The organism is Aeromonas sp. FDAARGOS 1410 (genome assembly GCF_019048745.1).
GTDB lineage: Bacteria > Pseudomonadota > Gammaproteobacteria > Enterobacterales > Aeromonadaceae > Aeromonas > Aeromonas jandaei.
Window position 1 is genome coordinate 162,501 of the sequence record NZ_CP077401.1, and the last position, 23,685, is coordinate 186,185.

At 56.0% G+C, this 23,685-nt stretch carries 21 protein-coding genes and 3 tRNA genes (1 of these 24 cut by a window edge); 1 reads left to right on the top strand and 23 read right to left on the bottom strand.

Annotation, left to right across the window (positions count from 1 at the left end):
- From tuf (I6L40_RS00750) to I6L40_RS00850, 21 genes are all read right to left on the bottom strand, one after another.
- On the bottom strand, window positions 1-754 hold the 5' portion of the coding sequence (gene tuf, locus I6L40_RS00750) for an elongation factor Tu (RefSeq protein ID WP_041209577.1). 431 nt of this gene lie to the left of the window's left edge; only the first 754 of its 1,185 coding nucleotides appear in the window; the start codon lies at window positions 752-754; its stop codon lies beyond the left edge, outside the window.
- A 54-nt stretch (window positions 755-808) separates the two neighbouring features.
- A complete protein-coding gene (gene fusA, locus I6L40_RS00755; RefSeq protein WP_041210881.1) occupies window positions 809-2,914 on the bottom strand; it encodes an elongation factor G in 2,106 nt (701 codons plus the stop codon).
- A 75-nt stretch (window positions 2,915-2,989) separates the two neighbouring features.
- Complete coding sequence (gene rpsG / locus I6L40_RS00760; protein ID WP_040067654.1) at window positions 2,990-3,460, bottom strand: 30S ribosomal protein S7; 471 nt, start codon at window positions 3,458-3,460, stop codon at window positions 2,990-2,992.
- A 93-nt stretch (window positions 3,461-3,553) separates the two neighbouring features.
- The gene (gene rpsL / locus I6L40_RS00765) at window positions 3,554-3,928 is read right to left on the bottom strand and encodes a 30S ribosomal protein S12 (protein WP_005306278.1); all 375 of its coding nucleotides are present in this window, start codon (window positions 3,926-3,928) and stop codon (window positions 3,554-3,556) included.
- Between the two features lie 182 nt (window positions 3,929-4,110).
- Window positions 4,111-4,389 carry a sulfurtransferase complex subunit TusB gene (gene tusB, locus I6L40_RS00770; protein ID WP_041210880.1) on the bottom strand — a complete coding sequence of 93 codons (279 nt, stop codon included), beginning with the start codon at window positions 4,387-4,389 and terminating at the stop codon, window positions 4,111-4,113.
- 7 nt (window positions 4,390-4,396) lie between these two features.
- Window positions 4,397-4,756: a sulfurtransferase complex subunit TusC gene (gene tusC / locus I6L40_RS00775; protein ID WP_104016329.1), complete on the bottom strand. Its 360-nt coding sequence runs from the start codon at window positions 4,754-4,756 to the stop codon at window positions 4,397-4,399.
- 9 nt (window positions 4,757-4,765) lie between these two features.
- Complete coding sequence (gene tusD / locus I6L40_RS00780) at window positions 4,766-5,158, bottom strand: sulfurtransferase complex subunit TusD (RefSeq protein ID WP_201968117.1); 393 nt, start codon at window positions 5,156-5,158, stop codon at window positions 4,766-4,768.
- 85 nt (window positions 5,159-5,243) lie between these two features.
- Window positions 5,244-5,624, bottom strand: coding sequence for a RidA family protein (locus tag I6L40_RS00785; RefSeq protein ID WP_201909032.1), 381 nt, complete (start codon window positions 5,622-5,624; stop codon window positions 5,244-5,246).
- Window positions 5,625-5,649: 25 nt separating this feature from the next.
- Window positions 5,650-6,366, bottom strand: coding sequence for a transcriptional regulator (locus tag I6L40_RS00790; RefSeq protein ID WP_033114965.1), 717 nt, complete (start codon window positions 6,364-6,366; stop codon window positions 5,650-5,652).
- Between the two features lie 194 nt (window positions 6,367-6,560).
- Complete coding sequence (gene rpoC / locus I6L40_RS00795; protein WP_041210877.1) at window positions 6,561-10,865, bottom strand: DNA-directed RNA polymerase subunit beta'; 4,305 nt, start codon at window positions 10,863-10,865, stop codon at window positions 6,561-6,563.
- Between the two features lie 80 nt (window positions 10,866-10,945).
- Window positions 10,946-14,974: a DNA-directed RNA polymerase subunit beta gene (rpoB, locus tag I6L40_RS00800; RefSeq protein ID WP_005341838.1), complete on the bottom strand. Its 4,029-nt coding sequence runs from the start codon at window positions 14,972-14,974 to the stop codon at window positions 10,946-10,948.
- Window positions 14,975-15,198: 224 nt separating this feature from the next.
- On the bottom strand, window positions 15,199-15,564 hold the full coding sequence (gene rplL, locus I6L40_RS00805; RefSeq protein ID WP_011707702.1) for a 50S ribosomal protein L7/L12: 366 nt from the start codon (window positions 15,562-15,564) through the stop codon (window positions 15,199-15,201).
- A 51-nt stretch (window positions 15,565-15,615) separates the two neighbouring features.
- Window positions 15,616-16,116, bottom strand: a complete 501-nt coding sequence (rplJ, locus tag I6L40_RS00810; RefSeq protein WP_005339895.1) for a 50S ribosomal protein L10 — start codon at window positions 16,114-16,116, stop codon at window positions 15,616-15,618.
- 256 nt (window positions 16,117-16,372) lie between these two features.
- Window positions 16,373-17,074, bottom strand: a complete 702-nt coding sequence (gene rplA, locus I6L40_RS00815; protein WP_005339888.1) for a 50S ribosomal protein L1 — start codon at window positions 17,072-17,074, stop codon at window positions 16,373-16,375.
- Window positions 17,075-17,078: 4 nt separating this feature from the next.
- On the bottom strand, window positions 17,079-17,507 hold the full coding sequence (gene rplK, locus I6L40_RS00820; protein WP_033114963.1) for a 50S ribosomal protein L11: 429 nt from the start codon (window positions 17,505-17,507) through the stop codon (window positions 17,079-17,081).
- A gap of 134 nt (window positions 17,508-17,641) precedes the next feature.
- Entirely contained in the window at window positions 17,642-18,193 is a 552-nt protein-coding gene (nusG, locus tag I6L40_RS00825) for a transcription termination/antitermination protein NusG (RefSeq protein WP_005306318.1), read from the bottom strand.
- 9 nt (window positions 18,194-18,202) lie between these two features.
- Window positions 18,203-18,574 carry a preprotein translocase subunit SecE gene (gene secE, locus I6L40_RS00830; protein WP_033114962.1) on the bottom strand — a complete coding sequence of 124 codons (372 nt, stop codon included), beginning with the start codon at window positions 18,572-18,574 and terminating at the stop codon, window positions 18,203-18,205.
- 60 nt (window positions 18,575-18,634) lie between these two features.
- Window positions 18,635-18,711 (bottom strand) — tRNA-Trp (locus I6L40_RS00835).
- A gap of 53 nt (window positions 18,712-18,764) precedes the next feature.
- Entirely contained in the window at window positions 18,765-19,949 is a 1,185-nt protein-coding gene (tuf, locus tag I6L40_RS00840; protein WP_074042664.1) for an elongation factor Tu, read from the bottom strand.
- 173 nt (window positions 19,950-20,122) lie between these two features.
- Window positions 20,123-20,197, bottom strand: a tRNA-Gly gene (locus I6L40_RS00845).
- Window positions 20,198-20,235: 38 nt separating this feature from the next.
- Window positions 20,236-20,320 (bottom strand) — tRNA-Tyr (locus I6L40_RS00850).
- A gap of 264 nt (window positions 20,321-20,584) precedes the next feature.
- Here I6L40_RS00850 and coaA point away from each other — a divergent pair.
- Window positions 20,585-21,523: a type I pantothenate kinase gene (gene coaA, locus I6L40_RS00855; protein WP_033114855.1), complete on the top strand. Its 939-nt coding sequence runs from the start codon at window positions 20,585-20,587 to the stop codon at window positions 21,521-21,523.
- 100 nt (window positions 21,524-21,623) lie between these two features.
- On the opposite strand, the gene birA is transcribed toward coaA, so the two are convergent.
- A complete protein-coding gene (gene birA, locus I6L40_RS00860; protein WP_071913862.1) occupies window positions 21,624-22,589 on the bottom strand; it encodes a bifunctional biotin--[acetyl-CoA-carboxylase] ligase/biotin operon repressor BirA in 966 nt (321 codons plus the stop codon).
- The gene (murB, locus tag I6L40_RS00865; RefSeq protein WP_071913860.1) at window positions 22,586-23,623 is read right to left on the bottom strand and encodes a UDP-N-acetylmuramate dehydrogenase; all 1,038 of its coding nucleotides are present in this window, start codon (window positions 23,621-23,623) and stop codon (window positions 22,586-22,588) included. Before murB ends, birA begins: the two co-directional genes overlap by 4 nt.
- Window positions 23,624-23,685 lie beyond the last annotated feature (62 nt).

Sequence of the window (23,685 nt, forward strand, 5' to 3'; positions counted from 1 at the left end):
TGGTATCTTTGATACCAACGATTTCCACTTCTTCACCAACTTTAACGATACCGCGCTCTACACGACCGGTTACTACAGTACCACGGCCAGCGATAGAGAATACGTCTTCGATAGGCATCAGGAACGGCAGGTCGATTGCACGCTCCGGCTCCGGAATGTAGCTGTCCAGGTGGCCAGCCAGTTCCAGGATCTTCTCTTCCCACTGAGCTTCGCCTTCCAGCGCTTTCAGTGCGGAACCACGGACTACCGGCAGGTCATCACCCGGGAAGTCGTACTCGGACAGCAGTTCGCGAACTTCCATCTCGACCAGTTCCAGCAGCTCTTCGTCATCTACCATGTCGCACTTGTTCATGAACACGATGATGTACGGAACGCCTACCTGACGACCCAGCAGGATGTGCTCACGAGTCTGCGGCATCGGGCCGTCAGTCGCTGCTACTACCAGGATCGCGCCGTCCATCTGGGCAGCACCGGTGATCATGTTTTTAACGTAGTCGGCGTGACCCGGGCAGTCTACGTGGGCGTAGTGACGGGTAGCGGTGTCGTATTCTACGTGGGAGGTGTTGATGGTGATACCACGCTCACGCTCTTCCGGTGCCTTGTCGATCTGGTCGAAGGCGAAAGCTTTACCACCGAAGTGCTTGGCCAGCACGTTGGTGATAGCTGCAGTCAGGGTGGTTTTACCGTGGTCAACGTGGCCGATGGTGCCGACGTTTACGTGCGGTTTATTACGCTCAAATTTTTCTTTAGACACGACGTAGTCCTTCTAGGTTAAACCCGCCTACCGTCGTAGGCGGGGAATCTTAAATTACTTGGATTTGCGCTCTTCGATCACGGCTTGTGCAACGTTGGTCGGTGCATCGTGATACTTGGCGAATTCCATGGCGTAGGAAGCACGACCTTGGGTAGCGGAACGCAGTGCAGTTGCATAACCGAACATCTCGGCCAACGGCACCATGGCGCGTACGATCTTGCCGGACGGGCCATCTTCCATACCTTCGATCAGGCCACGACGACGGTTCAGGTCACCGATAACGTCGCCCATGTAATCTTCCGGAGTTTCAACTTCTACTTTCATGATCGGTTCCAGCAGAACCGGAGTGGCCTTCATGAAGCCAGCCTTGAAGGCCATGGAAGCAGCGATCTTGAACGCCAGTTCGGAAGAGTCGACATCGTGGTAGGAACCGAAGTGCAGACGCACACCCAGGTCCATAACCGGATAGCCAGCCAGCGGACCAGCTTTGAGCTGTTCCTGGATGCCTTTGTCAACGCCCGGGATGAATTCGCCAGGAATGACACCGCCTTTGATGTCGTTGACGAACTCGTAGCCCTTGCCTTCTTCCAGCGGGTACATGTCGATCACAACGTGACCGTACTGACCGCGACCACCAGACTGCTTGGCATGTTTGCCTTCGATGTCTTTAACGGCGGTACGGATGGTTTCACGGTAGGCAACCTGCGGCTTACCTACGTTCGCTTCTACCTTGAATTCGCGACGCATACGGTCAACGATGATGTCCAGGTGCAGCTCACCCATACCGGCAATGATGGTCTGGCCAGACTCTTCGTCAGTCCATACGCGGAAGGACGGGTCTTCCTGAGCCAGACGGCCCAGCGCCAGGCCCATCTTCTCCTGGTCGGCCTTGGTTTTCGGCTCAACCGCGATGGAGATTACCGGCTCCGGGAATTCCATACGCTCGAGGATGATCGGCGCTTTTTCGTCACACAGAGTGTCACCAGTGGTCACATCTTTCAGACCGATGGCAGCAGCGATGTCACCTGCACGAACTTCTTTGATCTCTTCACGCTTGTTGGCGTGCATCTGAACGATACGGCCGAAACGCTCGCGCTTGTCCTTGACGGAGTTCAGCACGGAGTCACCGGAGTTAACAACACCGGAGTAGACGCGGAAGAAGGTCAGGTTACCAACGAACGGGTCGGTAGCGATCTTGAACGCCAGAGCAGAGAACGGCTCGTCATCAGAAGCATGACGCTCGTCTTTGGTCTCGCCATCCATCTTCAGGCCGTCGATAGCAGCTACATCGGTCGGAGCAGGCAGGTACTCAACAACCGCATCCAGCATTGCCTGTACGCCCTTGTTCTTGAACGCGGAGCCACAGGTTACCAGGATGATTTCGTTGTTCAGCACGCGCTGACGCAGAGCTTGCTTGATCTCTTCCTCGGTCAGCTCTTCGCCGCCCAGGTATTTTTCCATCAGGTCTTCAGACGCTTCAGCAGCGGCTTCAACCAGATTCATGCGCATTTCTTGCGCCTGTTCCAGCAGCTCGGCCGGCACATCTTCGTAGTCGAAAGATACGCCCTGATCAGCTTCGCTCCAGTTGATGGCCTTCATCTTGACCAGGTCAACTACGCCTTTGAAGTTCTCTTCAGAGCCGATGTTCAGCTGCAGAGGAACCGGATTGCCCTTCAGGCGAGTGCGGATGTGCTCAACGCAACGCAGGAAGTTGGCACCGGTACGGTCCATCTTGTTGACGAACGCGATACGGGGAACCTTGTACTTGTTAGCCTGACGCCATACGGTCTCAGACTGTGGCTGTACGCCACCTACGGCACAGTACACCATTACGGCACCGTCCAGAACACGCATTGAACGCTCTACTTCGATAGTAAAGTCAACGTGGCCCGGGGTATCGATGATGTTGATACGGTGCGGTTGGAACTGTTTACCCATACCGGACCAGAAAGCGGTGGTCGCGGCGGAGGTGATGGTGATACCACGCTCTTGTTCCTGTTCCATCCAGTCCATGGTGGCAGCGCCATCGTGAACTTCACCGATCTTGTGACTTACACCGGTGTAAAACAGTACGCGCTCGGTAGTAGTAGTCTTACCGGCGTCAATGTGAGCGGAGATACCGATGTTACGATAACGCTCAATGGGGGTTGTACGAGCCATTGTCATCCTCTTACTAAGGCGCTTGTCCCTAGATAATTAAAGGTGCGCAGAGCCCAAAGACCCTGCGCAAGCGGATTACCAGCGGAAGTGAGCGAAAGCCTTGTTCGCTTCAGCCATACGGTGTACGTCTTCACGTTTCTTGACAGACGAACCCTTGTTCTCAGCGGCATCCAGCAGCTCGCCAGCCAGACGCTGAGCCATTGATTTTTCACCACGTTTACGAGCGGCATCAACCAACCAGCGCATTGCCAGAGCATTGCGACGTACCGGACGAACTTCTACCGGCACCTGATAGGTTGCACCACCGACGCGACGAGATTTAACCTCGACCGCCGGACGAATGTTATCCAGAGCTTCTTCGAATACGGCCAGGTGCTCTTTGCCAGATTTGGTGGCAATGATGTCCAGGGCGCCATAAACAATGGCTTCTGCAACAGATTTCTTACCGTCAACCATTACTACGTTGACAAATTTAGCCAGCAGCTCTGATCCGAACTTGGGATCTGGCAGGATTTTACGCTGACCAACAACACGACGTCTTGGCATTTCAAATTCTCCGTAACTTCAGGGATTACCCAAAACTAGAAAGCTATCTAACTAGAAACGAATTAACGTTTGGCCTTACTTAACGGAGAACCATTAAGCTTTAGGACGCTTCACGCCATACTTGGAGCGAGCCTGCTTACGGTCTTTAACACCGGCACAGTCCAACGCACCACGAACGGTGTGATAACGAACACCTGGCAAGTCTTTTACACGACCGCCACGGATCAGAACAACAGAGTGCTCTTGCAGGTTGTGACCTTCACCACCGATGTAGGAGGTGACTTCGAAGCCGTTGGTCAGACGTACACGGCACACTTTACGCAGTGCAGAGTTAGGCTTCTTCGGGGTGGTGGTATATACACGAGTGCATACGCCACGCTTCTGAGGGCACGCTTCCAGCGCCGGCACGTTGCTTTTCACAACGAGCTTGATGCGTGGCTTGCGAACCAACTGGTTAATAGTTGCCATCAAAAGGCTCCTGATAATGACTTCATAAACGTGTGGAAAATCCTCCCCGCATATACGGGGACGCGAAATTTTATGCCCTGTTGTCTGGGGAGTCAAGATTTATACAGTTTGTGGCATGGAAGGGCAAATCGGATCCGCATGGATTTTCCATAATTCGTTGAATTAACGTAAAAATATGGAAATCAGCCAGCCCAGGTTCTGGGGGAGCCTTTTTGTGCAATCAGCTCGACCAGACCAGCCATATCCAGCAGATCGCCCACTTGATGACGCAAACCACGCGCCTGCAGATCCTCGGTCATGACGTGTAGCGGGATCCCGGCCAGCTGTTCGCACCACTGCGGCGCACAGGCCGCAATGACGGCATCCTGCATCAACACCAGTTCATCGCCAGATTGCAGGTATGAGAGCGCCTGAGCCAGTGCCTGGCTCTGGAAAGGGGAATTCAAGATCAGATGCAACATGGGGACCTCAGAAGCTGATGTGCGTCGCGCATTGTGACCACTGGTTGGCCATCTCTGCCCGCGACAGTATTTCGACCGGGATCAGCAGATCCTCGACCGTCACGCCGCGCTCGGCCAGTGAGTCGGCACAGACGTACACCTCCTCGATGTCATAGAGCTCGAGCATCTTGAAGGTTGGCGCATAGTGGCGCTGCAAGATAGTCTGTGGCTGCTGTTCTTTAAGCAATTGCAGCACGCCGTCGCCAATCAGGAAGAGTGCCAGCTCATCGGTCATGGCCGAGGTGGCAAGCAGGGCATCCAGCCCCTCCCGACCGGCAGCATGACCGTGGGGGCCACGACTGCAGATAAATGCGATTTTCTTGCTCATGGTCACTCCCTAGAACTGAACCAGCCGATCGGCGGTCAGGGCAGCTTCGGCCAGCTGGCCAAGCCCGCTCAAACAAAATGGCGCTTGCAGATTGAAGTGGGCCTGCCCTGCCCCTTTGGCCTCCTGCTCATCGACCACCCCGCGTCGCATGGCGGCAGCGACACAGACATCGATACGGATTCCCTGCTCCTCTGCCAACTCTCGCCACAGGCGCACCAGGTCGGTCTCATCGGAAGCGGGAAGATGCAGACCGTTGCCGTTGCAGACCCCATCCTGATAGAAAAAGAGATGAGAGAGGGTATGACCCTGAGCCAACAGGCTGCGGGCAAAGCGGTAGGCGGTGCTGGCGGACTGGGTGCCATAGGCAGGCCCGGTCACCAGCAGGGCAAAACTCAAACTCATAACAAGGCTCCTGTACTGATGCCTGTCCATTTTACGCCAAAAACAAAAAAGCCCCTGCCATGAGGGGCTTTTTAGCAGTTGCCGATCAGAGGTGGGCGATGGCCTCAACTTCGACCAGCACATCTTTTGGCAGACGGGCCACTTCCACGCAGGAACGGGCCGGGGCGGCCTCACCAAAGTAACGGGCATAGACCTGATTGAAGGCTACGAAGTCGTTCATATCGCTCAGGAAGCAGGTGGTTTTCACTACCTTGCCAGCATCGGCACCGGCAGCCTGCAATACGGCGATCAGGTTCTTCATTACCTGCTCGGCCTGAGCTTCGATGCCACCGGCAACGATCTCCATGGTGGCAGGATCAAGCGGGATCTGCCCGGAGGTGAAGATCATCTCGCCTACCTTGGTCGCCTGAACATAAGGACCAATGGCGGCAGGCGCCTTGTCGGTTGCAATCACTTCTTTAGCCATTCATCTATCCCCTTATGGAATTGAGTTACTCGTTTTCGTCTTCACCCTGCTTGCGCTGTCGGATGTAGAGATAAACGGTATGTTTCGAAATATTGAGTTTGTCCGCCACCATGTTGATGGAGTCCTTGATGTCAAAAATACCCTTCTCGAACAATTGAGTGACGATGAAGCGGTTTTTGGCATTGTTGGCCACAGTGGGATCACGGTTGATCTCGTCGATGGTGTTGTCCACGGTCTGGGCAACAAGCTCTTCGACACTGTTGGCAAAGGTCTCCGGTGACTGGCGCGCCGCCTGCTGGGGCGTCGGGAAAAATTCGGCCACGAACTCGTGGAAAGGTGCATTGATATGCAGGTTGATGCAGATAAGACCGATCACTTGGCGTTCACTGTTCCTGATGGCGATGGTGCTCGACTTCATCAGGGCGCCGGTGCGGCTGCGAGCAAAATAGCTCTGGGTGTAATCCTGGCCGGTGCTCTCGATGTCCTTGAGCATCCGCAGTGCCAGATCGGTGATGGGCGCCCCGAGGGTACGTCCGGTGTTAAAGCCGTTGGCGATCTTGATCACCGACTCGTGCAGATTTTCCAGGGAGTGGAGCACCACTTCACAATGCTTGCCGAACAATTCGGCCAAGCCGTCGATGAGCCCATCGTATGAGCGCAACAATTCCCTGTCTTCATCTGTAAAAGTGCGGCTGATCAGCTGTTCTTCGGGAAGCATGGCTTCCTCGATACCGACAGTCATGTTCTACCCCTGTAATAACCATTCAACTTTGCCGAGTGTCAAATCGCAGGAGAGCAAAGTCAACTTTTTTTGATTTTTTACTCTACAACTTTGCTCTGGATCATCCTGAAACCCGCGTGGCGTCAGCCTTTGCCGATCAAATGGCCAACAAAAAGGGCTCCTTGAAGGAGCCCTTTTTAATCACTGTTGACGAGTTACTCTTCGTCGAAGCTACCGGCAGCGTTCAGCAGATCCGCCAGGTTCTGCTCAGCTTCATCTGCGGTCACCTGCGGGGTGCCAACAGCACGAGCTGCAGCAGCGCGCTGGTTGATCCGGCTGTGGTGGTAGGCAAAGCCGGTACCAGCCGGGATCAGACGACCCACGATGACGTTCTCTTTCAGGCCACGCAGTTCGTCACGCTTGCCACCAACGGCGGCTTCGGTCAGAACGCGAGTGGTTTCCTGGAAGGAAGCCGCGGAGATGAAGGACTCGGTGCTCAGAGATGCCTTGGTAATACCCATCAGAACATGACGGTAGGTCGCAGGGGTCTTGCCCTCGGCAACCAGCTTACGGTTGGCAATCTTCACGCGAGCCACTTCAACCTGTTCGCCTTCGATCAGATCGGTGTCGCCAGCAGTCAGGATCTCGCACTTGCGCAGCATCTGACGAACGATGACTTCGATGTGCTTGTCGTTGATCTTAACGCCTTGCAGACGGTAAACGTCCTGCACTTCGTTGGCGATGTAGTTGGCGACCGGGCTGATACCGCGCAGACGCAGGATATCGTGAGCAGACTCAGGGCCGTCCGCCAGCACTTCACCCTTCTCAACTTTTTCACCTTCGAACACGTTCAGGTTACGCCACTTCGGAATCATCTCCTCGTAGACGTTGCCACCATCGGTCGGGGTGATGACCAGACGGCGCTTGCCTTTGGTCTCTTTCCCGAAGGAGATGGTACCGGAGATCTCGGCCAGAATAGCCGGCTCTTTCGGTTGACGTGCTTCGAACAGATCCGCAACGCGCGGCAGACCACCGGTGATGTCCTTGGTACCGCCGGACTCTTGCGGGATACGCGCTACCGCGTCACCCACGCCCACGTTGGCACCATCTTCCAGGTTCACGATCGCCTTGCCCGGCAGGAAGTACTGGGCGGCTACATCGGTACCCGGGATCATCACGTCGTTGCCGTTCAGGTCGACCAGTTTAACGGTCGGACGCATCTCTTTACCGGCGCTCGGACGCTCGTTGACGTCCAGCACGACGATAGAGGAGAGACCGGTCAGCTCGTCGGTCTGACGAGTGATGGTCACGCCATCGATCATGTGTTCGAAGTGCAGACGACCTGCCACTTCGGTGATGATCGGGTGAGTGTGCGGATCCCAGTTAGCAACGGTTTCGCCAGCGTTCACTGCCTGGCCGTCCTTCACTTCCAGCACGGAACCGTAAGGCAGCTTGTGGCTTTCCTTGGTACGGCCCATGTCGTCCATGATGGTCAGTTCGGTAGAACGGGAGGTGATAACCAGTTTGTCATCGCTGTTGTGAACGAACTTGGCGTTCTGCAGCTTGATGCTACCGGTGTTCTTCACCTGGATGCTGCTCTCTGCTGCAGCACGAGATGCGGCACCACCGATGTGGAACGTACGCATTGTCAGCTGGGTACCCGGTTCACCGATGGACTGGGCGGCGATAACACCGACAGCCTCACCCTTGTTCACCAGGTGACCACGGGCCAGGTCACGGCCGTAGCAGTGAGCACAGTTACCGAAGTCAGTTTCACAGGTGATGGCAGAACGTACCTTCACACGGTCAACGGAGTTGCGTTCCAGCAGGTCACACAGCTGCTCGTCGAGCAGGGTGTTGCGAGCAACTAGGATCTCGTCCTCGGTACCCGGCTTGATGACATCTTCTGCCACCACACGACCCAGCACGCGCTCACGCAGCGGCTCGACCACGTCGCCACCTTCGATCAGCGGAGTCATCCACAGACCTTCGGTAGTGCCACAATCGTCCTCGGTGATCACCATGTCCTGCGCCACGTCTACCAGACGACGAGTCAGGTAACCGGAGTTCGCAGTCTTCAGTGCGGTATCCGCCAGACCCTTACGAGCACCGTGGGTAGAGATAAAGTACTGCAGTACGTTCAGACCTTCGCGGAAGTTCGCGATGATCGGGGTCTCGATGATGGAGCCATCCGGCTTGGCCATCAGGCCACGCATACCGGCCAGCTGACGGATCTGGGCTGCGGAACCCCGCGCACCAGAGTCGGCCATCATAAAGATGCTGTTGAACGATGCCTGCTCTTCTTCATCACCCAGCGAGTTGACGTTACGCTCTTTGGACAAGTTCTCCATCATGGCCTTGGAGACGCGCTCGTTGGCGCTGGCCCAGATATCGATAACCTTGTTGTAACGTTCGCCCGCAGTTACCAGACCGGACAGGAACTGGTCCTGGATCTCGGCAACTTCGGCTTCAGCAGAAGCAATGATGTCTTTTTTGGCATCCGGGATGACCATGTCATCGATACCAACGGAAGCACCGGACAGCGCCGCGTAGTGGAAACCGGTATACATCAGCTGGTCAGCGAAGATAACGGTGTCCTTCAGCCCCTGCTTGCGATAGCAGGTGTTCAGCAGACGGGAGATGAGCTTTTTGCCCAGCGCCTTGTTGGATACGGACTTGATCCAGTTCTGCGGATTGGCATCCAGGTCGGCCTGCTCGGCAGCAGTCAGCACCTTCGGCTCGTCGATCAGGGCGTATTCCATGCCTTTCGGCAGGATCAGGCTCAGGATCGCACGACCAACGGTGGTGTTCTTCATCTCGGTCTTGGCAACCAGTTCACCGGCTTCGTTCTTCACGTACTCGGTGATGCGGCACTTGACACGAGCATGCAGGTCGGCCAGACCGGCACGGTACACTTTCTCGGCCTCTTTCGGGCCGGACAGCACCATACCTTCACCCTTCGCATTGATACGGGCGCGGGTCATGTAGTACAGACCCAAGACCACGTCCTGAGAAGGAACGATGATCGGCTCACCGGATGCAGGCGACAGGATGTTGTTGGTAGACATCATCAGCGCACGCGCTTCCAGCTGGGCTTCCAGGGTCAGCGGTACGTGAACAGCCATCTGGTCACCGTCGAAGTCCGCGTTATACGCAGCACAAACGAGCGGGTGCAGCTGGATTGCCTTGCCTTCGACCAGAGTCGGTTCGAATGCCTGGATACCCAGACGGTGCAGAGTCGGTGCACGGTTCAGCAGAACCGGGTGTTCGCGGATAACTTCGTCCAGGATATCCCAAACGACAGCTTCTTCGCGCTCCACCATCTTCTTGGCGGCCTTGATAGTGGTCGCCAGACCGCGAGTTTCCAGCTTGCCATAGATGAACGGCTTGAACAGTTCCAGAGCCATCTTCTTCGGCAGACCGCACTGATGCAGACGCAGAGTCGGGCCTACGGTGATAACGGAACGACCGGAGTAGTCGACACGCTTACCGAGCAGGTTCTGACGGAAACGACCCTGCTTACCCTTGATCATGTCGGCCAGGGATTTCAGCGGGCGCTTGTTGGAACCGGTGATGGCACGACCGCGACGGCCGTTATCCAGCAGCGCATCGACGGACTCTTGCAGCATGCGCTTTTCGTTGCGCACGATGATGTCCGGAGCAGCCAGATCCAGCAGACGCTTCAAGCGGTTGTTACGGTTGATCACGCGACGATACAGATCGTTCAGATCGGAAGTCGCGAAACGGCCGCCGTCCAGCGGTACCAGCGGACGCAGGTCCGGCGGCAGCACAGGCAGCACTGTCATGATCATCCACTCCGGCTTGTTGCCGGACTGCAGGAAAGCTTCCATCAGCTTCAGACGCTTGGTGGTCTTCTTGCGCTTGGTCTCGGAGTTGGTCTGATCCAGCTCCTCACGCATCGCTTTGACTTCACCTTCCAGATCGATGGCGCGCAGCAATGCCAGGATTGCTTCGGCACCCATCTTGGCGTCAAATTCGTCGCCCCACTCTTCCAGCGCATCCAGGTACTGCTCTTCAGAGAGCATCTGGCTGCGTTCGAGGTTGGTCATGCCCGGCTCGATAACTACGAAAGATTCGAAGTAGAGCACGCGTTCGATGTCGCGCAGGGTCATGTCCAGCAGCAGACCGATACGGGACGGCAGGGACTTCAGGAACCAGATGTGGGCAGTCGGGCTGGCCAGCTCGATGTGGCCCATACGCTCACGACGGACCTTGGTCTGGGTCACTTCAACGCCGCACTTCTCACAGATCACACCACGGTGTTTCAGGCGCTTGTACTTGCCGCACAGACACTCGTAGTCCTTCACCGGTCCGAAGATACGGGCGCAGAACAGACCATCACGCTCCGGCTTGAAAGTCCGGTAGTTGATGGTCTCAGGCTTTTTGACCTCACCGAATGACCAGGAGCGGATCATGTCAGGAGAGGCCAGACCGATCTTGATACTGTCAAACTCTTCGGTCTTGGTCTGAGCCTTCAAAAACTTGAGTAAGTCTTTCACGTGTTTCCCCTGTCAGGAGTCTAACCTCGGCGCCCCTCTCGGGGCGCCCACGTCAATTCTCGAACAATAAGAGCGAGCTCTTACTCTTCGTCCAGCTCGATGTTGATACCCAGAGAGCGGATTTCCTTCAGCAATACGTTGAAGGATTCGGGCATGCCCGGCTCCATACGGTGGTCGCCATCCACGATGTTCTTGTACATCTTGGTACGGCCATTCACATCGTCAGACTTGACGGTCAGCATCTCCTGCAGGGTATATGCCGCACCGTAAGCCTCCAGGGCCCACACTTCCATCTCACCGAAACGCTGACCACCGAACTGAGCCTTACCACCCAGCGGCTGCTGGGTAACCAGGCTGTAAGAACCGGTAGAACGCGCGTGCATCTTGTCGTCGACCAAGTGGTTCAGCTTGAGCATGTACATGTAACCAACGGTTACTTTACGCTCGAAGCGGTTACCGGTACGGCCGTCGAACAGATCAATCTGACCGGACTCCGGCAGATCGGCCAGCTTCAGCAGGGCTTTGATTTCGCGCTCTTTGGCACCATCAAAGACCGGAGTAGCAACCGGCAGACCCTTACGCAGGTTACCCACCAGGGTACGTACGTCGTCGTCAGACAGTTCGGCGATGTTCACTTGCTGGGTGTCCTTCTCGCCCAGGTCGTAGACCTGCTGCAGGAAGTTGCGCATCTCGTGCAGCTCGCGCTGCTCTTTGACCATGCGATCGATCTTCTCGCCGATACCCTTGGCTGCGAGGCCCAGGTGCACTTCGAGGATCTGACCGATGTTCATACGAGACGGTACGCCCAACGGGTTCAGTACGATGTCGACCGGACGGCCGAACTCGTCATGAGGCATATCCTCGACCGGACAGATCTTGGAGATAACACCCTTGTTACCGTGACGGCCCGCCATCTTGTCACCCGGCTGGATGCGACGCTTGACTGCCAGATAAACCTTGACGATTTTCAGTACGCCCGGCGCCAGATCATCACCCTGGATAATCTTGCGACGCTTGTTCTCGAACTTCTTGTCGAACTCGGCTTTCAGCTCAACGTGCTGTTCAGCGATCTGCTCCAGTTCGGTCTGCTTGGCTTCATCTTCGATGGCCAGTTCAAACCACTTGGAACGCTCCAGCTTGTTCAGACGATCTTCGCTGTAACCGGCGGCCAGCAGCAGGTTGCGGGAGCGGCCGAAAATGCCGTCTTCCAGGATCTTGAACTCTTCGGTCAAGTCCTTCTTCGCTTCCTTCAGCTGCATCTCTTCGATTTCTTTGGCGCGCTTGTCTTTTTCCACGCCATCGCGGGTAAAGACTTGTACGTCAACCACGGTACCGTACACACCGTTCGGTACACGCAGGGAGGAGTCCTTCACGTCGGACGCCTTCTCACCGAAGATGGCGCGCAGCAGCTTCTCTTCCGGAGTCAGCTGGGTTTCACCTTTCGGCGTTACCTTACCGACCAGAATGTCGCCGCCCTTCACTTCGGCACCCACGTAGACGATACCTGACTCGTCCAGCTTGGACAGAGCGGCTTCACCCACGTTCGGGATGTCAGCAGTGATCTCTTCCGGACCCAGCTTGGTGTCACGGGAGATACAGGCCAGTTCCTGGATATGGATGGTGGTCAGGCGATCTTCCTGAACAACACGCTCGTTCACCAGGATCGAGTCTTCGAAGTTGTAACCGTTCCACGGCATGAACGCGACGCGCATGTTCTGACCCAGAGCCAGTTCACCCAGATCGGTGGACGGGCCGTCAGCCAGTACGTCGCCAGCCATGACCGGCTCACCCAACATCACGCAAGGACGCTGGTTGATACAGGTGTTCTGGTTGGAACGGGTGTATTTGGTCAGGTTGTAGATGTCGATGCCGGCTTCGCCTGGCATCAGCTCATCTTCATTTACCTTGATAACGATACGGGAGGCATCGACGTAGTCGATCATGCCGCCACGCTTGGCAACTACGGTTACACCGGAGTCAACGGCCACAGCGCGTTCCATACCGGTACCTACCAGCGGCTTGTCAGCACGCAGGGTCGGTACAGCCTGACGTTGCATGTTTGAACCCATCAATGCGCGGTTCGCGTCATCGTGTTCCAGGAACGGGATCAGGGCCGCTGCCACAGATACGATCTGCTGCGGGCTCACGTCCATATACTGGATCTGGTCGGCGTTCATAAAGGTGGATTCACCTTTGTGACGGCACGGGATCAATTCATCTTTCAGACGGCCATCTTCGGTGGTCGCGGCGTTAGCCTGTGCGATCACGTACTTGCCTTCTTCAATAGCAGACAGATAGTCCACTTCGTCGGTGATCACACCGTCAATGACCTTGCGGTACGGGGTCTCGAGGAAACCGTACTCGTTGGTACGAGAGTACACGGACAGGGAGTTGATCAGACCGATGTTCGGACCTTCAGGAGTCTCGATCGGGCACAGACGACCGTAGTGGGTCGGGTGTACGTCTCGGACTTCAAAGCCGGCACGCTCACGAGTCAAACCGCCCGGGCCCAGCGCAGAAATACGGCGCTTGTGGGTCACTTCGGACAGCGGGTTGTTCTGGTCCATAAACTGGGACAGCTGGCTGGAACCAAAGAACTCTTTGACTGCGGCGGAGATCGGCTTGGCGTTGATCAGATCCTGCGGCATCAGGGTGTCCAGGTCGCCCAGGGAGAGACGCTCCTTGACCGCACGCTCGACACGCACCAGACCGACGCGGAACTGGTTTTCAGCCATTTCACCGACAGAACGGATACGACGGTTACCCAGGTGGTCGATATCGTCCACTTCGTCGTTACCGTTACGGATGTCGATCAGGCGCTTCATTACATCGACGATATCGTCTTTGGTCAGTACGCCAGCGCCAGTCTCGTCTTCACGACCCAGACGGCGGTTGAACTTCATCCGACCTACGGTAGACAGGTCGTAACGTTCGGCAGAGAAGAACAGGTTTTCGAACAGCTGCTCTGCTGCTTCACGTGTCGGCGGCTCACCCGGACGCATCATGCGGTAGATTTCTACCAGCGCTTCCAGACGGTTGGTGCTGGAATCGACGCGCAGGGTCTCGGACATGTAGGCACCGTGGTCCAGTTCGTTGGTGAACAGAACCTCGAAATGCTTGAAGCCGGCCTGGGACAGGTTGGCAATCGCTTCCAGACTCAGAGCCTGGTTGGCTGCCACTACCAGTTCGCCAGTTTGCGGATGTGCGTAGTCCTTGGCAGCAACTTTGCCAACAACGTACTCAACCGGTACCTCAATCTGGGTAACGGCATCTTTTTCCAGCTGACGGATGTGACGGGCAGTCACACGACGACCGGTTTCAACAACCACGGCACCATTGGCCACGATGTCGAAGGTCGCAGTTTCGCCACGCAGGCGCTCCGGCACCAGATCCATCATCAACTTGCCATCTTTGACCTCGAAACCGATGGTTTCGAAGAAGGTGGCTAGGATCTCTTCGGAAGTGAAGTCCAGGGCGCGCAGAATGATGGATGCCGGCAGTTTGCGACGACGGTCGATACGGACAAACAGGTTGTCTTTCGCATCGAACTCGAAGTCCAGCCAGGAGCCACGGTAGGGGATAACGCGAGCGTTATACAGCACCTTACCGGATGAATGTGTTTTGCCTTTATCGTGGTCGAAGAAGACGCCCGGGCTGCGGTGCAGCTGGGAAACGATAACCCGCTCGGTACCATTGATAACAAAGGTGCCGTTCTCGGTCATGAGCGGAATTTCGCCCATGTATACTTCTTGTTCCTTGATGTCTTTGACGGTGCCGGCAGCTGCTTCACGGTCGTACAGAACCATACGAAGCTTGACACGCAGCGGCGCGGAGTAGGTCACTCCACGGATCTGGCATTCTTTTACGTCAAATACCGGCTCACCCAGGCGATAGCTGACATACTGAAGCTCAGCACTACCGGAGTAACTGGTGATCGGGAAAACGCTACGGAAAGCGGCCTCTAGGCCATATTCACCTTCCGGGTCAGCCTCGATGAACTGCTTGAAGGAGTCCAGCTGAATGGACAACAGATAAGGCGTGTCCAGTACCTGGTCTCGCTTACCGAAGTCCTTACGAATGCGTTTTTTTTCGGTATAAGAGTAAACCATAGGGTTCCTCAGCTCGCTGATAAGTGACCCACTCTGTCCCGCGGGACAGCTCTGTCTCAACACCGTTTTGTGTTGGCCCGGACGAAAGAAGACAGTCCGGATTGCTGGTGCACCGAGAGTCGTAAACGGTGTGAAATGCTCTCAGTCTACAGCGCAAAAAGGCTGGTGAACAAAAATTCACCAGCCCTAGCCTGTTTTATCAGGCTAATCTACATAAATGCAGATTATTTGATCTCAACAGAAGCACCGGCAGCTTCCAGCTCTTTCTTCAGAGCTTCAGCTTCGTCTTTGGAGACGGCTTCTTTCAGGTTAGCCGGAGCAGCTTCTACCAGATCTTTGGCTTCTTTCAGGCCCAGACCGGTAGCGCCACGAACGGCTTTGATAACGGCAACTTTGTTAGCACCGGCAGCAGTCAGAACTACGTCGAACTCGGTCTTCTCTTCTACTGCTTCAGCAGCAGCCGGGCCAGCCATTACGGCAGCAGCGGCAGAAACACCGAACTTCTCTTCCATAGCTTCGATCAGCTCAACAACTTCCATTACGGACATGGAAGCAACGGCTTCGATGATTTGGTCTTTAGTGATAGACATGACAAAAATTCCTGATGTTGAATAAACTCAAACAGCCTAGATAGGCGAGAATCAAGCAGCAGCTTGCTTCTGGTCGCGAACAGCAGCGATAGTACGAACCAGCTTGCCAGCAGAGGCTTCCTTCATGGTAGCCATCAACTTCGCAATTGCTTCTTCGTAAGTCGGCAGCGTGGCCAGACGATCAATTTGTGCTGCGGCGATAAACTCACCGTTAAAAGCGCCAGCCTTGATTTCGAACTTTTGGTTCGCTTTGGCAAACTCTTTGAACAGACGAGCAGCAGCGCCCGGGTGTTCGTTAGAGAAAGCAATCAAGGTAGGACCGGTAAATGCGTCGTTCAGGCACTCGTATTCGGTACCTTCTACCGCGCGACGCAGCAGGGTGTTACGCACAACGCGCATGTACACACCGGCTTCACGAGCGGTTTTACGCAGGACGGTCATCTTGTCTACAGTGACACCGCGAGAATCGGCAACAACTGCAGAAAGAGCGCCTTTGGCAGCTTCGTTGACTTCAGCAACAATTGCCTTTTTGTCTTCGAGTCCCAATGCCATTGGCTTAACTCCTGGATTGAATCCGGGTCAAATGACCCAGTACTGACACATCCCCCCTACCTTTACAACAGAGGGGAACGATGCGGTAGCAGGATTCCAGAAGAGAAAGAATCTTTCTCGCTGGGTTTCCGGCACCGTCTACGCAGGAAACATTAAGGCTTTGCAGCCTCCTGCGGTCTTGGACGGAGGTCGAAACCCCCAACCAATCAAGGCGCAAAATTATAGATTAAATTTTGCGCCTTGTAAAACCCATCAATTAGGCCTGAGCTTCCAGAGAAGCTTGGTCTACGGCAACACCGGCACCCATGGTGGTGGAGATGCTGACTTTCTTGATGAATTGACCTTTGGCGGAAGAGGGCTTGCCTTTTTTCAGGGCAACCAGCAGAGCTTCCAAGTTTTCTTTCAGCTGAACTTCGTTGAAAGAAACCTTACCCAGAGTGGTATGGATGATACCATTCTTGTCGTTACGGTAACGAACCTGACCAGCCTTGGCGTTCTTGACGGCTTCGGCAACGTTCGGGGTTACAGTACCAACTTTCGGGTTCGGCATCAGACCGCGCGGGCCCAGGATTTGACCCAGTTGACCAACAACGCGCATGGCATCTGGGGATGCGATAACTACGTCGAAGTTCATCTCGCCTTTCTTGACCAGATCGGCCAGGTCATCCATACCTACCAGGTCAGCACCGGCAGCTTTGGCAGCTTCGGCGTTGGCACCTTGGGTAAATACGGCAACGCGAACGTCACGACCGGTACCGTGCGGCAGTACAGTTGCACCACGTACGTTCTGGTCAGATTTACGAGCGTCGATACCCAGATTGACAGCAACGTCAACGCTTTCAACGAACTTGGCGGTAGCCAGTTCTTTCAGCAGGGCAATGGCTTCGTTGATGGAGTACTCTTTGGTACCGTCAACTTTTTCGCGAATAACGCGCATACGCTTGGACAGTTTAGCCATTGTCTTACTCCTCCACTACCAGACCCATGGAACGAGCGGAGCCGGCGATGCAACGTACTTTTGCATCCAGATCGGCACCGGTCATATCCGGCTCTTTGGTCTTGGCGATTTCTTGCAGCTGGGCAACGGTCACCTTACCAACCTTGTCTTTGTTCGGCTTGGAAGAACCAGACTTGATGCCAGCAGCTTTCTTCAGCAGGAAGGAAGCAGGCGGAGTCTTGGTTTCGAAGGTGAAGGAACGGTCGCTGTAAACGGTGATCACGACCGGAGTCGGTGAACCTTTTTCCAGCTTCTCTGTACGAGCGTTGAACGCCTTACAGAATTCCATGATGTTCACACCGTGTTGACCCAGTGCAGGACCAACGGGAGGAGACGGGTTGGCTGCACCAGCAGCAACCTGCAGCTTGATATAAGCTGTGACTTTCTTAGCCATTAGGAAATTACCTCAAAAATGGGTTCTAGCGCCTCGGAGACATGCTCCTGCAAACGGCTCCCCAACTAATAAAGGGGCAGCGAATTATAGAGATATTCGCTGCCCCTGACAACTGTTGAGTGAACAGAAATCAATCAGCCCTTTTCGACCTGACCAAAATCCAGCTCAACCGGAGTAGAACGACCGAAGATCAGTACAGAGACCTTCACGCGGCTCTTCTCGTAATCCACCTCTTCAACGGTACCGTTGAAGTCGGCAAACGGACCATCGGCAACCCGCACCATTTCGCCCGGTTCAAACAGGGTTTTCGGACGCGGCTTGTCGTGGGCATCCTGCAGACGGTTCAGGATGGCATCGGCCTCTTTATCGGAGATCGGTGCCGGACGGTCGGAGGTACCGCCGATGAAGCCCATTACACGCGGTACGTTGCGTACCAGGTGCCATGTGGTTTCATCCATGATCATCTGGACCAGGACATAACCCGGGAAAAACTTGCGCTCACTCTTGCGCTTCTGGCCTGCACGCATCTCGACCACTTCTTCGGTCGGGACCAGTACTTCACCGAACATGTCTTCCATGCCATGCATCTTGATATGTTCACGCAGGGATTTGGCAACACGGCCTTCATAGCCGGAAAACGCCTGCACGACATACCATCTCATACGCTGTTCACGTTGTTCAGTCATGGCTTATCCTTACACACCGGTAATCAGGTTGACCAACCAGACCAAGGCGCCGTCCAGAACGAACAGCAGCAGCCCCATCACGGCGGTCACCGCCAGCACAATCAGGGTTGTCTGAATGGCTTCCTGACGGGTTGGCCATACGACCTTGCGGACTTCCAGGCGAGACTCACGGGCGAATGCCAGCGTAGCCTTTCCCTTGGTGGTTTGCAGGGCTACTGCACCAGCAGCAGCGACGACAACGACCACACCCAGGGCGCGGACGGCAGCGACAACATCGTTGAGCAGGTAATTACCCACTACAGCAGCCGCCAGGATAATGAAAACCAGGCCCCAAAGCAGGGTATCCTTGCTTCCGCCCTGGCTCTCAGAACTAACACTCATACAACCCACCTGTATCTGACGTAACCAAAGACACAAAAGCCCCGTACGAGACGAGGTATATGGCAGGGGCGGCAGGACTCGAACCCGCAACCATCGGTTTTGGAGACCGCTGTTCTACCAATTCGAACTACGCCCCTGCATAAGAAAGCCCCTATTATAGGGGCTTTGCTTTATTTATGTAAGCCAAAGATTAAGCGATAACTTTAGCTACAACACCAGCACCTACGGTACGGCCACCTTCACGGATAGCGAAACGCAGGCCGTCGTCCATCGCGATCGGTGCAATCAGGGTAACAACCATCTTGATGTTGTCGCCCGGCATTACCATCTCTACGCCTTCCGGCAGTTCGATGGTACCGGTCACGTCGGTAGTACGGAAGTAGAACTGCGGACGGTAGCCTTTGAAGAACGGGGTATGACGACCACCTTCTTCTTTGGACAGTACGTACACTTCAGATTCAAACTTGGTGTGCGGCTTGATGGTGCCCGGCTTGGCCAGTACCTGACCACGCTCTACGTCTTCACGCTTCACGCCACGCAGCAGTGCACCGATGTTCTCGCCTGCACGACCTTCGTCCAGCAGCTTACGGAACATTTCAACGCCGGTACAGGTGGTCTTGGTGGTATCTTTGATACCAACGATTTCCACTTCTTCACCAACTTTAACGATACCGCGCTCTACACGACCGGTAACTACAGTACCACGGCCAGCGATAGAGAATACGTCTTCGATCGGCATCAGGAACGGCTGGTCGATTGCACGCTCCGGCTCCGGAATGTAGCTGTCCAGGTGGCCAGCCAGTTCCAGGATCTTCTCTTCCCACTGAGCTTCGCCTTCCAGCGCTTTCAGTGCAGAACCACGGACTACCGGCAGGTCATCACCCGGGAAGTCGTACTCGGACAGCAGTTCGCGAACTTCCATCTCGACCAGTTCCAGCAGCTCTTCGTCATCTACCATGTCGCACTTGTTCATGAACACGATGATGTACGGAACGCCTACCTGACGACCCAGCAGGATGTGCTCACGAGTCTGCGGCATCGGGCCGTCAGTCGCTGCTACTACCAGGATCGCGCCGTCCATCTGGGCAGCACCGGTGATCATGTTTTTAACGTAGTCGGCGTGACCCGGGCAGTCTACGTGTGCGTAGTGACGGGTAGCGGTGTCGTATTCTACGTGGGAGGTGTTGATGGTGATACCACGCTCACGCTCTTCCGGTGCCTTGTCGATCTGGTCGAAGGCGAAAGCTTTACCACCGAAGTGCTTGGCCAGCACGTTGGTGATAGCTGCAGTCAGGGTGGTTTTACCGTGGTCAACGTGGCCGATGGTACCCACGTTAACGTGCGGTTTATTACGCTCAAATTTTTCTTTAGACATGATCGTCCCTCTAAACTAACGCTGAGTACGCGGTGGCAAGCTAACCACAGAACAGTTTATATGATGGATTTGAATCTGGTGGGGAAGAGAGGCTGGTGCTGACAGACAGGTTCGACTGCCGACTTCACCCTGAGGGCGTAGCTCTTGGTATCGCCTGAGCCATATCAGCATCTTGGAGCGGGCAGCGGGAATCGAACCCGCATCATCAGCTTGGAAGGCTGAGGTAATAGCCATTATACGATGCCCGCATTTCTCTAACCCAAAGAACTCAAACCGCAGAGAAATATGGTGGAGGGAGAAGGATTCGAACCTTCGAAGGCAGAGCCGTCAGATTTACAGTCTGATCCCTTTGGCCGCTCGGGAACCCCTCCAGATGCCAGATTGTCACAGTGGTAATTCTGCTTGCACCCACTGTTTTTTATCGCTTTTGCCGAGCAAACAGGCGACAGACATCCAAGCGTCGCGCATTTTATTGTAAGGATTTGGGGGATGCAACCATTGCACCTTGCAAAATGTGGATTATTGCCGGGATCCGGGCAAAAAAGTGGAGGGATTCAGGCCAATCTGGATGCGTCCCTTGTCGCTCTCCACCCCTTGGTGTATGGTCGCCGTGCCAAAGAAACAGTGATGACACCATGACGACAGAGCATAACCCCTATCTGCAATTCACCCGCGAAAAATGGGCGTTATTGCGCGATTCGGTCCCCCTGACCCTGACCGAACACGATCTGCAAACCCTGCGCGGGATCAACGAAAAGGTGTCATTGAAGGAGGTAGAGGAGATCTATCTGCCCCTCTCCCGCCTGCTCAATCTCTATGTCAAAGCCAAGCAGCGCCGCAGCCGGGTACTGGAACAGTTCCTCGGCCAGTCACGCGGCAAGGGTACCTATATCATCAGCATCGCCGGCAGTGTGGCGGGGGGCAAAAGCACCACGGCTCGTATCCTGCAGGCGTTGCTGGAGCGCTGGCCGGAACACCCGCGGGTGGAGCTGGTCACCACCGATGGCTTCCTCTATCCCAACAAGGTGCTGGAGGAGCGTGGCCTGATGCGCCGCAAGGGGTTCCCGGAATCCTACGACATCCGCCATCTGGTGGAGTTTGTTGCCAATATCCGGGCTGGCCACGAGAAGGTGGAAGCGCCGGTCTACTCCCACCTTATCTACGACATCATCCCTGACGAGAAGAAGGTGGTGGAGCAGCCGGACATCCTGATCCTGGAAGGGCTCAATGTACTGCAGAGCGGTATGGATTATCCGCAGGAACCGCACCGGGTGTTTGTCTCCGATTTCGTCGACTTCTCCATCTATGTGGATGCCGAAGCCGATCTGCTGCGCACCTGGTATATCGAGCGCTTCCTCAAATTCCGCAGCGGTGCTTTCTCGGACCCGGACTCCTACTTCCACCACTACGCCAAGCTGACCGAGAGCGAAGCGACCCAGATCGCCAACAACATCTGGCAGGATATCAACTATCTCAATCTGCAGGAGAACATCCTGCCGACCCGGGAGCGGGCCAACCTGATCCTGACCAAGGGCAACGAGCACGCCATCGAACAGATCAAGCTGCGCAAATAAGCACGGCAGTTCGCACCGTTGCAGATAGCCGGATAACAGAGAGGGGACCCGCAGGTCCCCTCTCTTTTTTGTCGCTAACGATTATCGTCAGGCGCAACGCTCAATCACCCCGGCGCAGGGAGAGTTCGCCACCCAGATAGAACTTGGTCCCCTCCTCCGTCTCCAGCCGCAGGGCGCCGCGATCGTCGATACCACGGGCGATACCGCGGATCTCCTGCTCCCCCATCAAGAGACGGACGGGGCGACCGGCAAAGTGGTCGAGCCGGTTCCACTGATCGACAAAGCTCGCCAATCCACTCTGCTCGAAGGTCTGCATCGCCCGCTGCAGATAGGCGATCATCCGGGCAGCGAGCTCATTGCGATCAACCAGCTCGGGATTGATGTGGCGCAACTCGGCCCAGGCCTGATCGATCTTCTCCCCTTCACGGGCCGGCATCGCCAGATTGAGGCCGATCCCGATCACCAGATGGCAACTGGCACCGGCGCTGCCGCTCATCTCCACCAGAATGCCCGCCAGCTTGCGCCCCTGATAGTAGAGATCGTTGGGCCACTTCAACTCGACACCGTGATAACCGAGCGACTCCAGCGCCTCTACCACGGCAACACCAACCGCCAGACTCAGCCCCATGGCGGCAGCCATCCCCTGCTCCAGCCGCCAGTACATGCTGAGGATCAGCTGGCAACCGAACGGCGAGACCCAGGGCTTGCCACGGCGACCGCGCCCGGCAGTCTGGCACTCGGCAAGGCAACTCTCGCCAGAGCGCAGTTGATTGACCCTGTCCAGCAGATGCTGGTTGGTCGAACCGATCACCGGGAAGCAGTGCACCGGCGCCATCGGTGCCAGTGCCTGCAGCTTCGCCTCGTCATAGAGCGCCATCGGCACCGCCAGCCGGTAGCCCTTGCCGGTCAGGCTAAAGAGATCCAGCCCCAGCTCTTTGAGTGCAGCCATGTGCTTGCTCACTGCCGCCCGGCTGATACCGAGCTGCTCGCCCAGCTGTTCGCCGGAGTGAAACTGGCCATCGCTGAGCAGGGTGATCAGGGTCTGTCTGATGGGAGTCAACGTCATGAGAGCACCTCATCGAGCCAGGTTTCACCCTGCGCGCCCATGAAGCGCACCTCGTGTTCCAGCACCACACCAAACTTCTGCTCCACGCTGTCGCGCACGTGTGCCGCCAACGCGATCAGCTCCATGGCGCTGGCGCCCCCCAGATTGACCAGTACCAGCGCCTGCTCCTGATGAACGGCGGCGCGGCCGATGGCAAATCCCTTGAGACCGCACTGATCGATGAGCCAGCCAGCCGCCAGCTTGGCTTGCCCCTCCCCGGCCGGATAACAGGGCATCTGCGGATATGTCAGTTTGAGCGAATCGGCCAGCGCGGCGGGCACCACCGGATTCTTGAAGAAGCTGCCGGCGTTGCCGAGTACGGCGGGATCCGGCAGCTTGGCAATGCGGGTGGCGCAGACGGTGTCGAAGATGGCCTGCGCGCTCGGCTGGTCGCCAAGCGCAGCCAGCGGGCCATAGCCCAGCACCGGCTGCCATGCTTTGGGTAGCTTGAGGCCGACTGCGGTGATCAGATGGGAGCCCTGATACTCGTGCTTGAAGATACTGTCGCGATAGCCGAAGCGGCACTGCTGCGCCTCGATCCGCTCGATCTCACCGCTCTGCCAGTTGAAGGCCTCGACATAGGCACAGAAGTTCGCCAGCTCGACCCCGTAGGCGCCGATGTTCTGCACCGGGGCCGCACCGACCGTGCCGGGGATAAGCGCCAGATTCTCCAGTCCGTACCAGCCCTGTTGCAGGGTATGGCAGACCAGTTGATGCCAATCCTCACCCGCTGCGACATGGAGCAGCCAGTGATCGCCCTGATCCTGAGCGGTAATACCCTTGAGGCGGTTGAGCACCACCAGACCGTGGAAGTCGGTCGTAAACAGCACATTGCTGCCACCACCCAGGTTCAGACGGGGCAACGTGTTCAGCTCGGCATCACTTCGCAGGGCAGCCAGATCCGCGATCAGCTCCACCTCGGCCAACCAGAGGCAGTAAGCATCGAGGGCGAGGGTGTTGAGTTTCAACAAGGAGGCGTTGGCATTCAGTTTCATCTGTCTATCCCGGCTTGGTGCAAGGACGCAGTCTACCTCAAGTTGCCGGTGACGAAAAATCT

Bases quoted from the DNA above. Each gene is read 5' to 3' on its own strand.
- tusC (WP_104016329.1), bottom strand. From the start codon at position 4,756: ATGAGCAAGAAAATCGCATTTATCTGCAGTCGTGGCCCCCACGGTCAT.
- birA (WP_071913862.1), bottom strand. From the start codon at position 22,589: ATGACGTTGACTCCCATCAGACAGACCCTGATCACCCTGCTCAGCGAT.
- rpoB (WP_005341838.1), bottom strand. From the start codon at position 14,974: ATGGTTTACTCTTATACCGAAAAAAAACGCATTCGTAAGGACTTCGGT.
- murB (WP_071913860.1), bottom strand. From the start codon at position 23,623: ATGAAACTGAATGCCAACGCCTCCTTGTTGAAACTCAACACCCTCGCC.
- nusG (WP_005306318.1), bottom strand. From the start codon at position 18,193: ATGACTGAACAACGTGAACAGCGTATGAGATGGTATGTCGTGCAGGCG.
- I6L40_RS00785 (WP_201909032.1), bottom strand. From the start codon at position 5,624: ATGGCTAAAGAAGTGATTGCAACCGACAAGGCGCCTGCCGCCATTGGT.
- I6L40_RS00790 (WP_033114965.1), bottom strand. From the start codon at position 6,366: ATGACTGTCGGTATCGAGGAAGCCATGCTTCCCGAAGAACAGCTGATC.
- rpsL (WP_005306278.1), bottom strand. From the start codon at position 3,928: ATGGCAACTATTAACCAGTTGGTTCGCAAGCCACGCATCAAGCTCGTT.
- secE (WP_033114962.1), bottom strand. From the start codon at position 18,574: ATGAGTGTTAGTTCTGAGAGCCAGGGCGGAAGCAAGGATACCCTGCTT.
- tusB (WP_041210880.1), bottom strand. From the start codon at position 4,389: ATGTTGCATCTGATCTTGAATTCCCCTTTCCAGAGCCAGGCACTGGCT.
- rplL (WP_011707702.1), bottom strand. From the start codon at position 15,564: ATGTCTATCACTAAAGACCAAATCATCGAAGCCGTTGCTTCCATGTCC.
- coaA (WP_033114855.1), top strand. From the start codon at position 20,585: ATGACGACAGAGCATAACCCCTATCTGCAATTCACCCGCGAAAAATGG.
- rplA (WP_005339888.1), bottom strand. From the start codon at position 17,074: ATGGCTAAACTGTCCAAGCGTATGCGCGTTATTCGCGAAAAAGTTGAC.
- rplK (WP_033114963.1), bottom strand. From the start codon at position 17,507: ATGGCTAAGAAAGTCACAGCTTATATCAAGCTGCAGGTTGCTGCTGGT.
- fusA (WP_041210881.1), bottom strand. From the start codon at position 2,914: ATGGCTCGTACAACCCCCATTGAGCGTTATCGTAACATCGGTATCTCC.
- rpsG (WP_040067654.1), bottom strand. From the start codon at position 3,460: ATGCCAAGACGTCGTGTTGTTGGTCAGCGTAAAATCCTGCCAGATCCC.
- rplJ (WP_005339895.1), bottom strand. From the start codon at position 16,116: ATGGCATTGGGACTCGAAGACAAAAAGGCAATTGTTGCTGAAGTCAAC.
- tuf (WP_074042664.1), bottom strand. From the start codon at position 19,949: ATGTCTAAAGAAAAATTTGAGCGTAATAAACCGCACGTTAACGTGGGT.
- tusD (WP_201968117.1), bottom strand. From the start codon at position 5,158: ATGAGTTTGAGTTTTGCCCTGCTGGTGACCGGGCCTGCCTATGGCACC.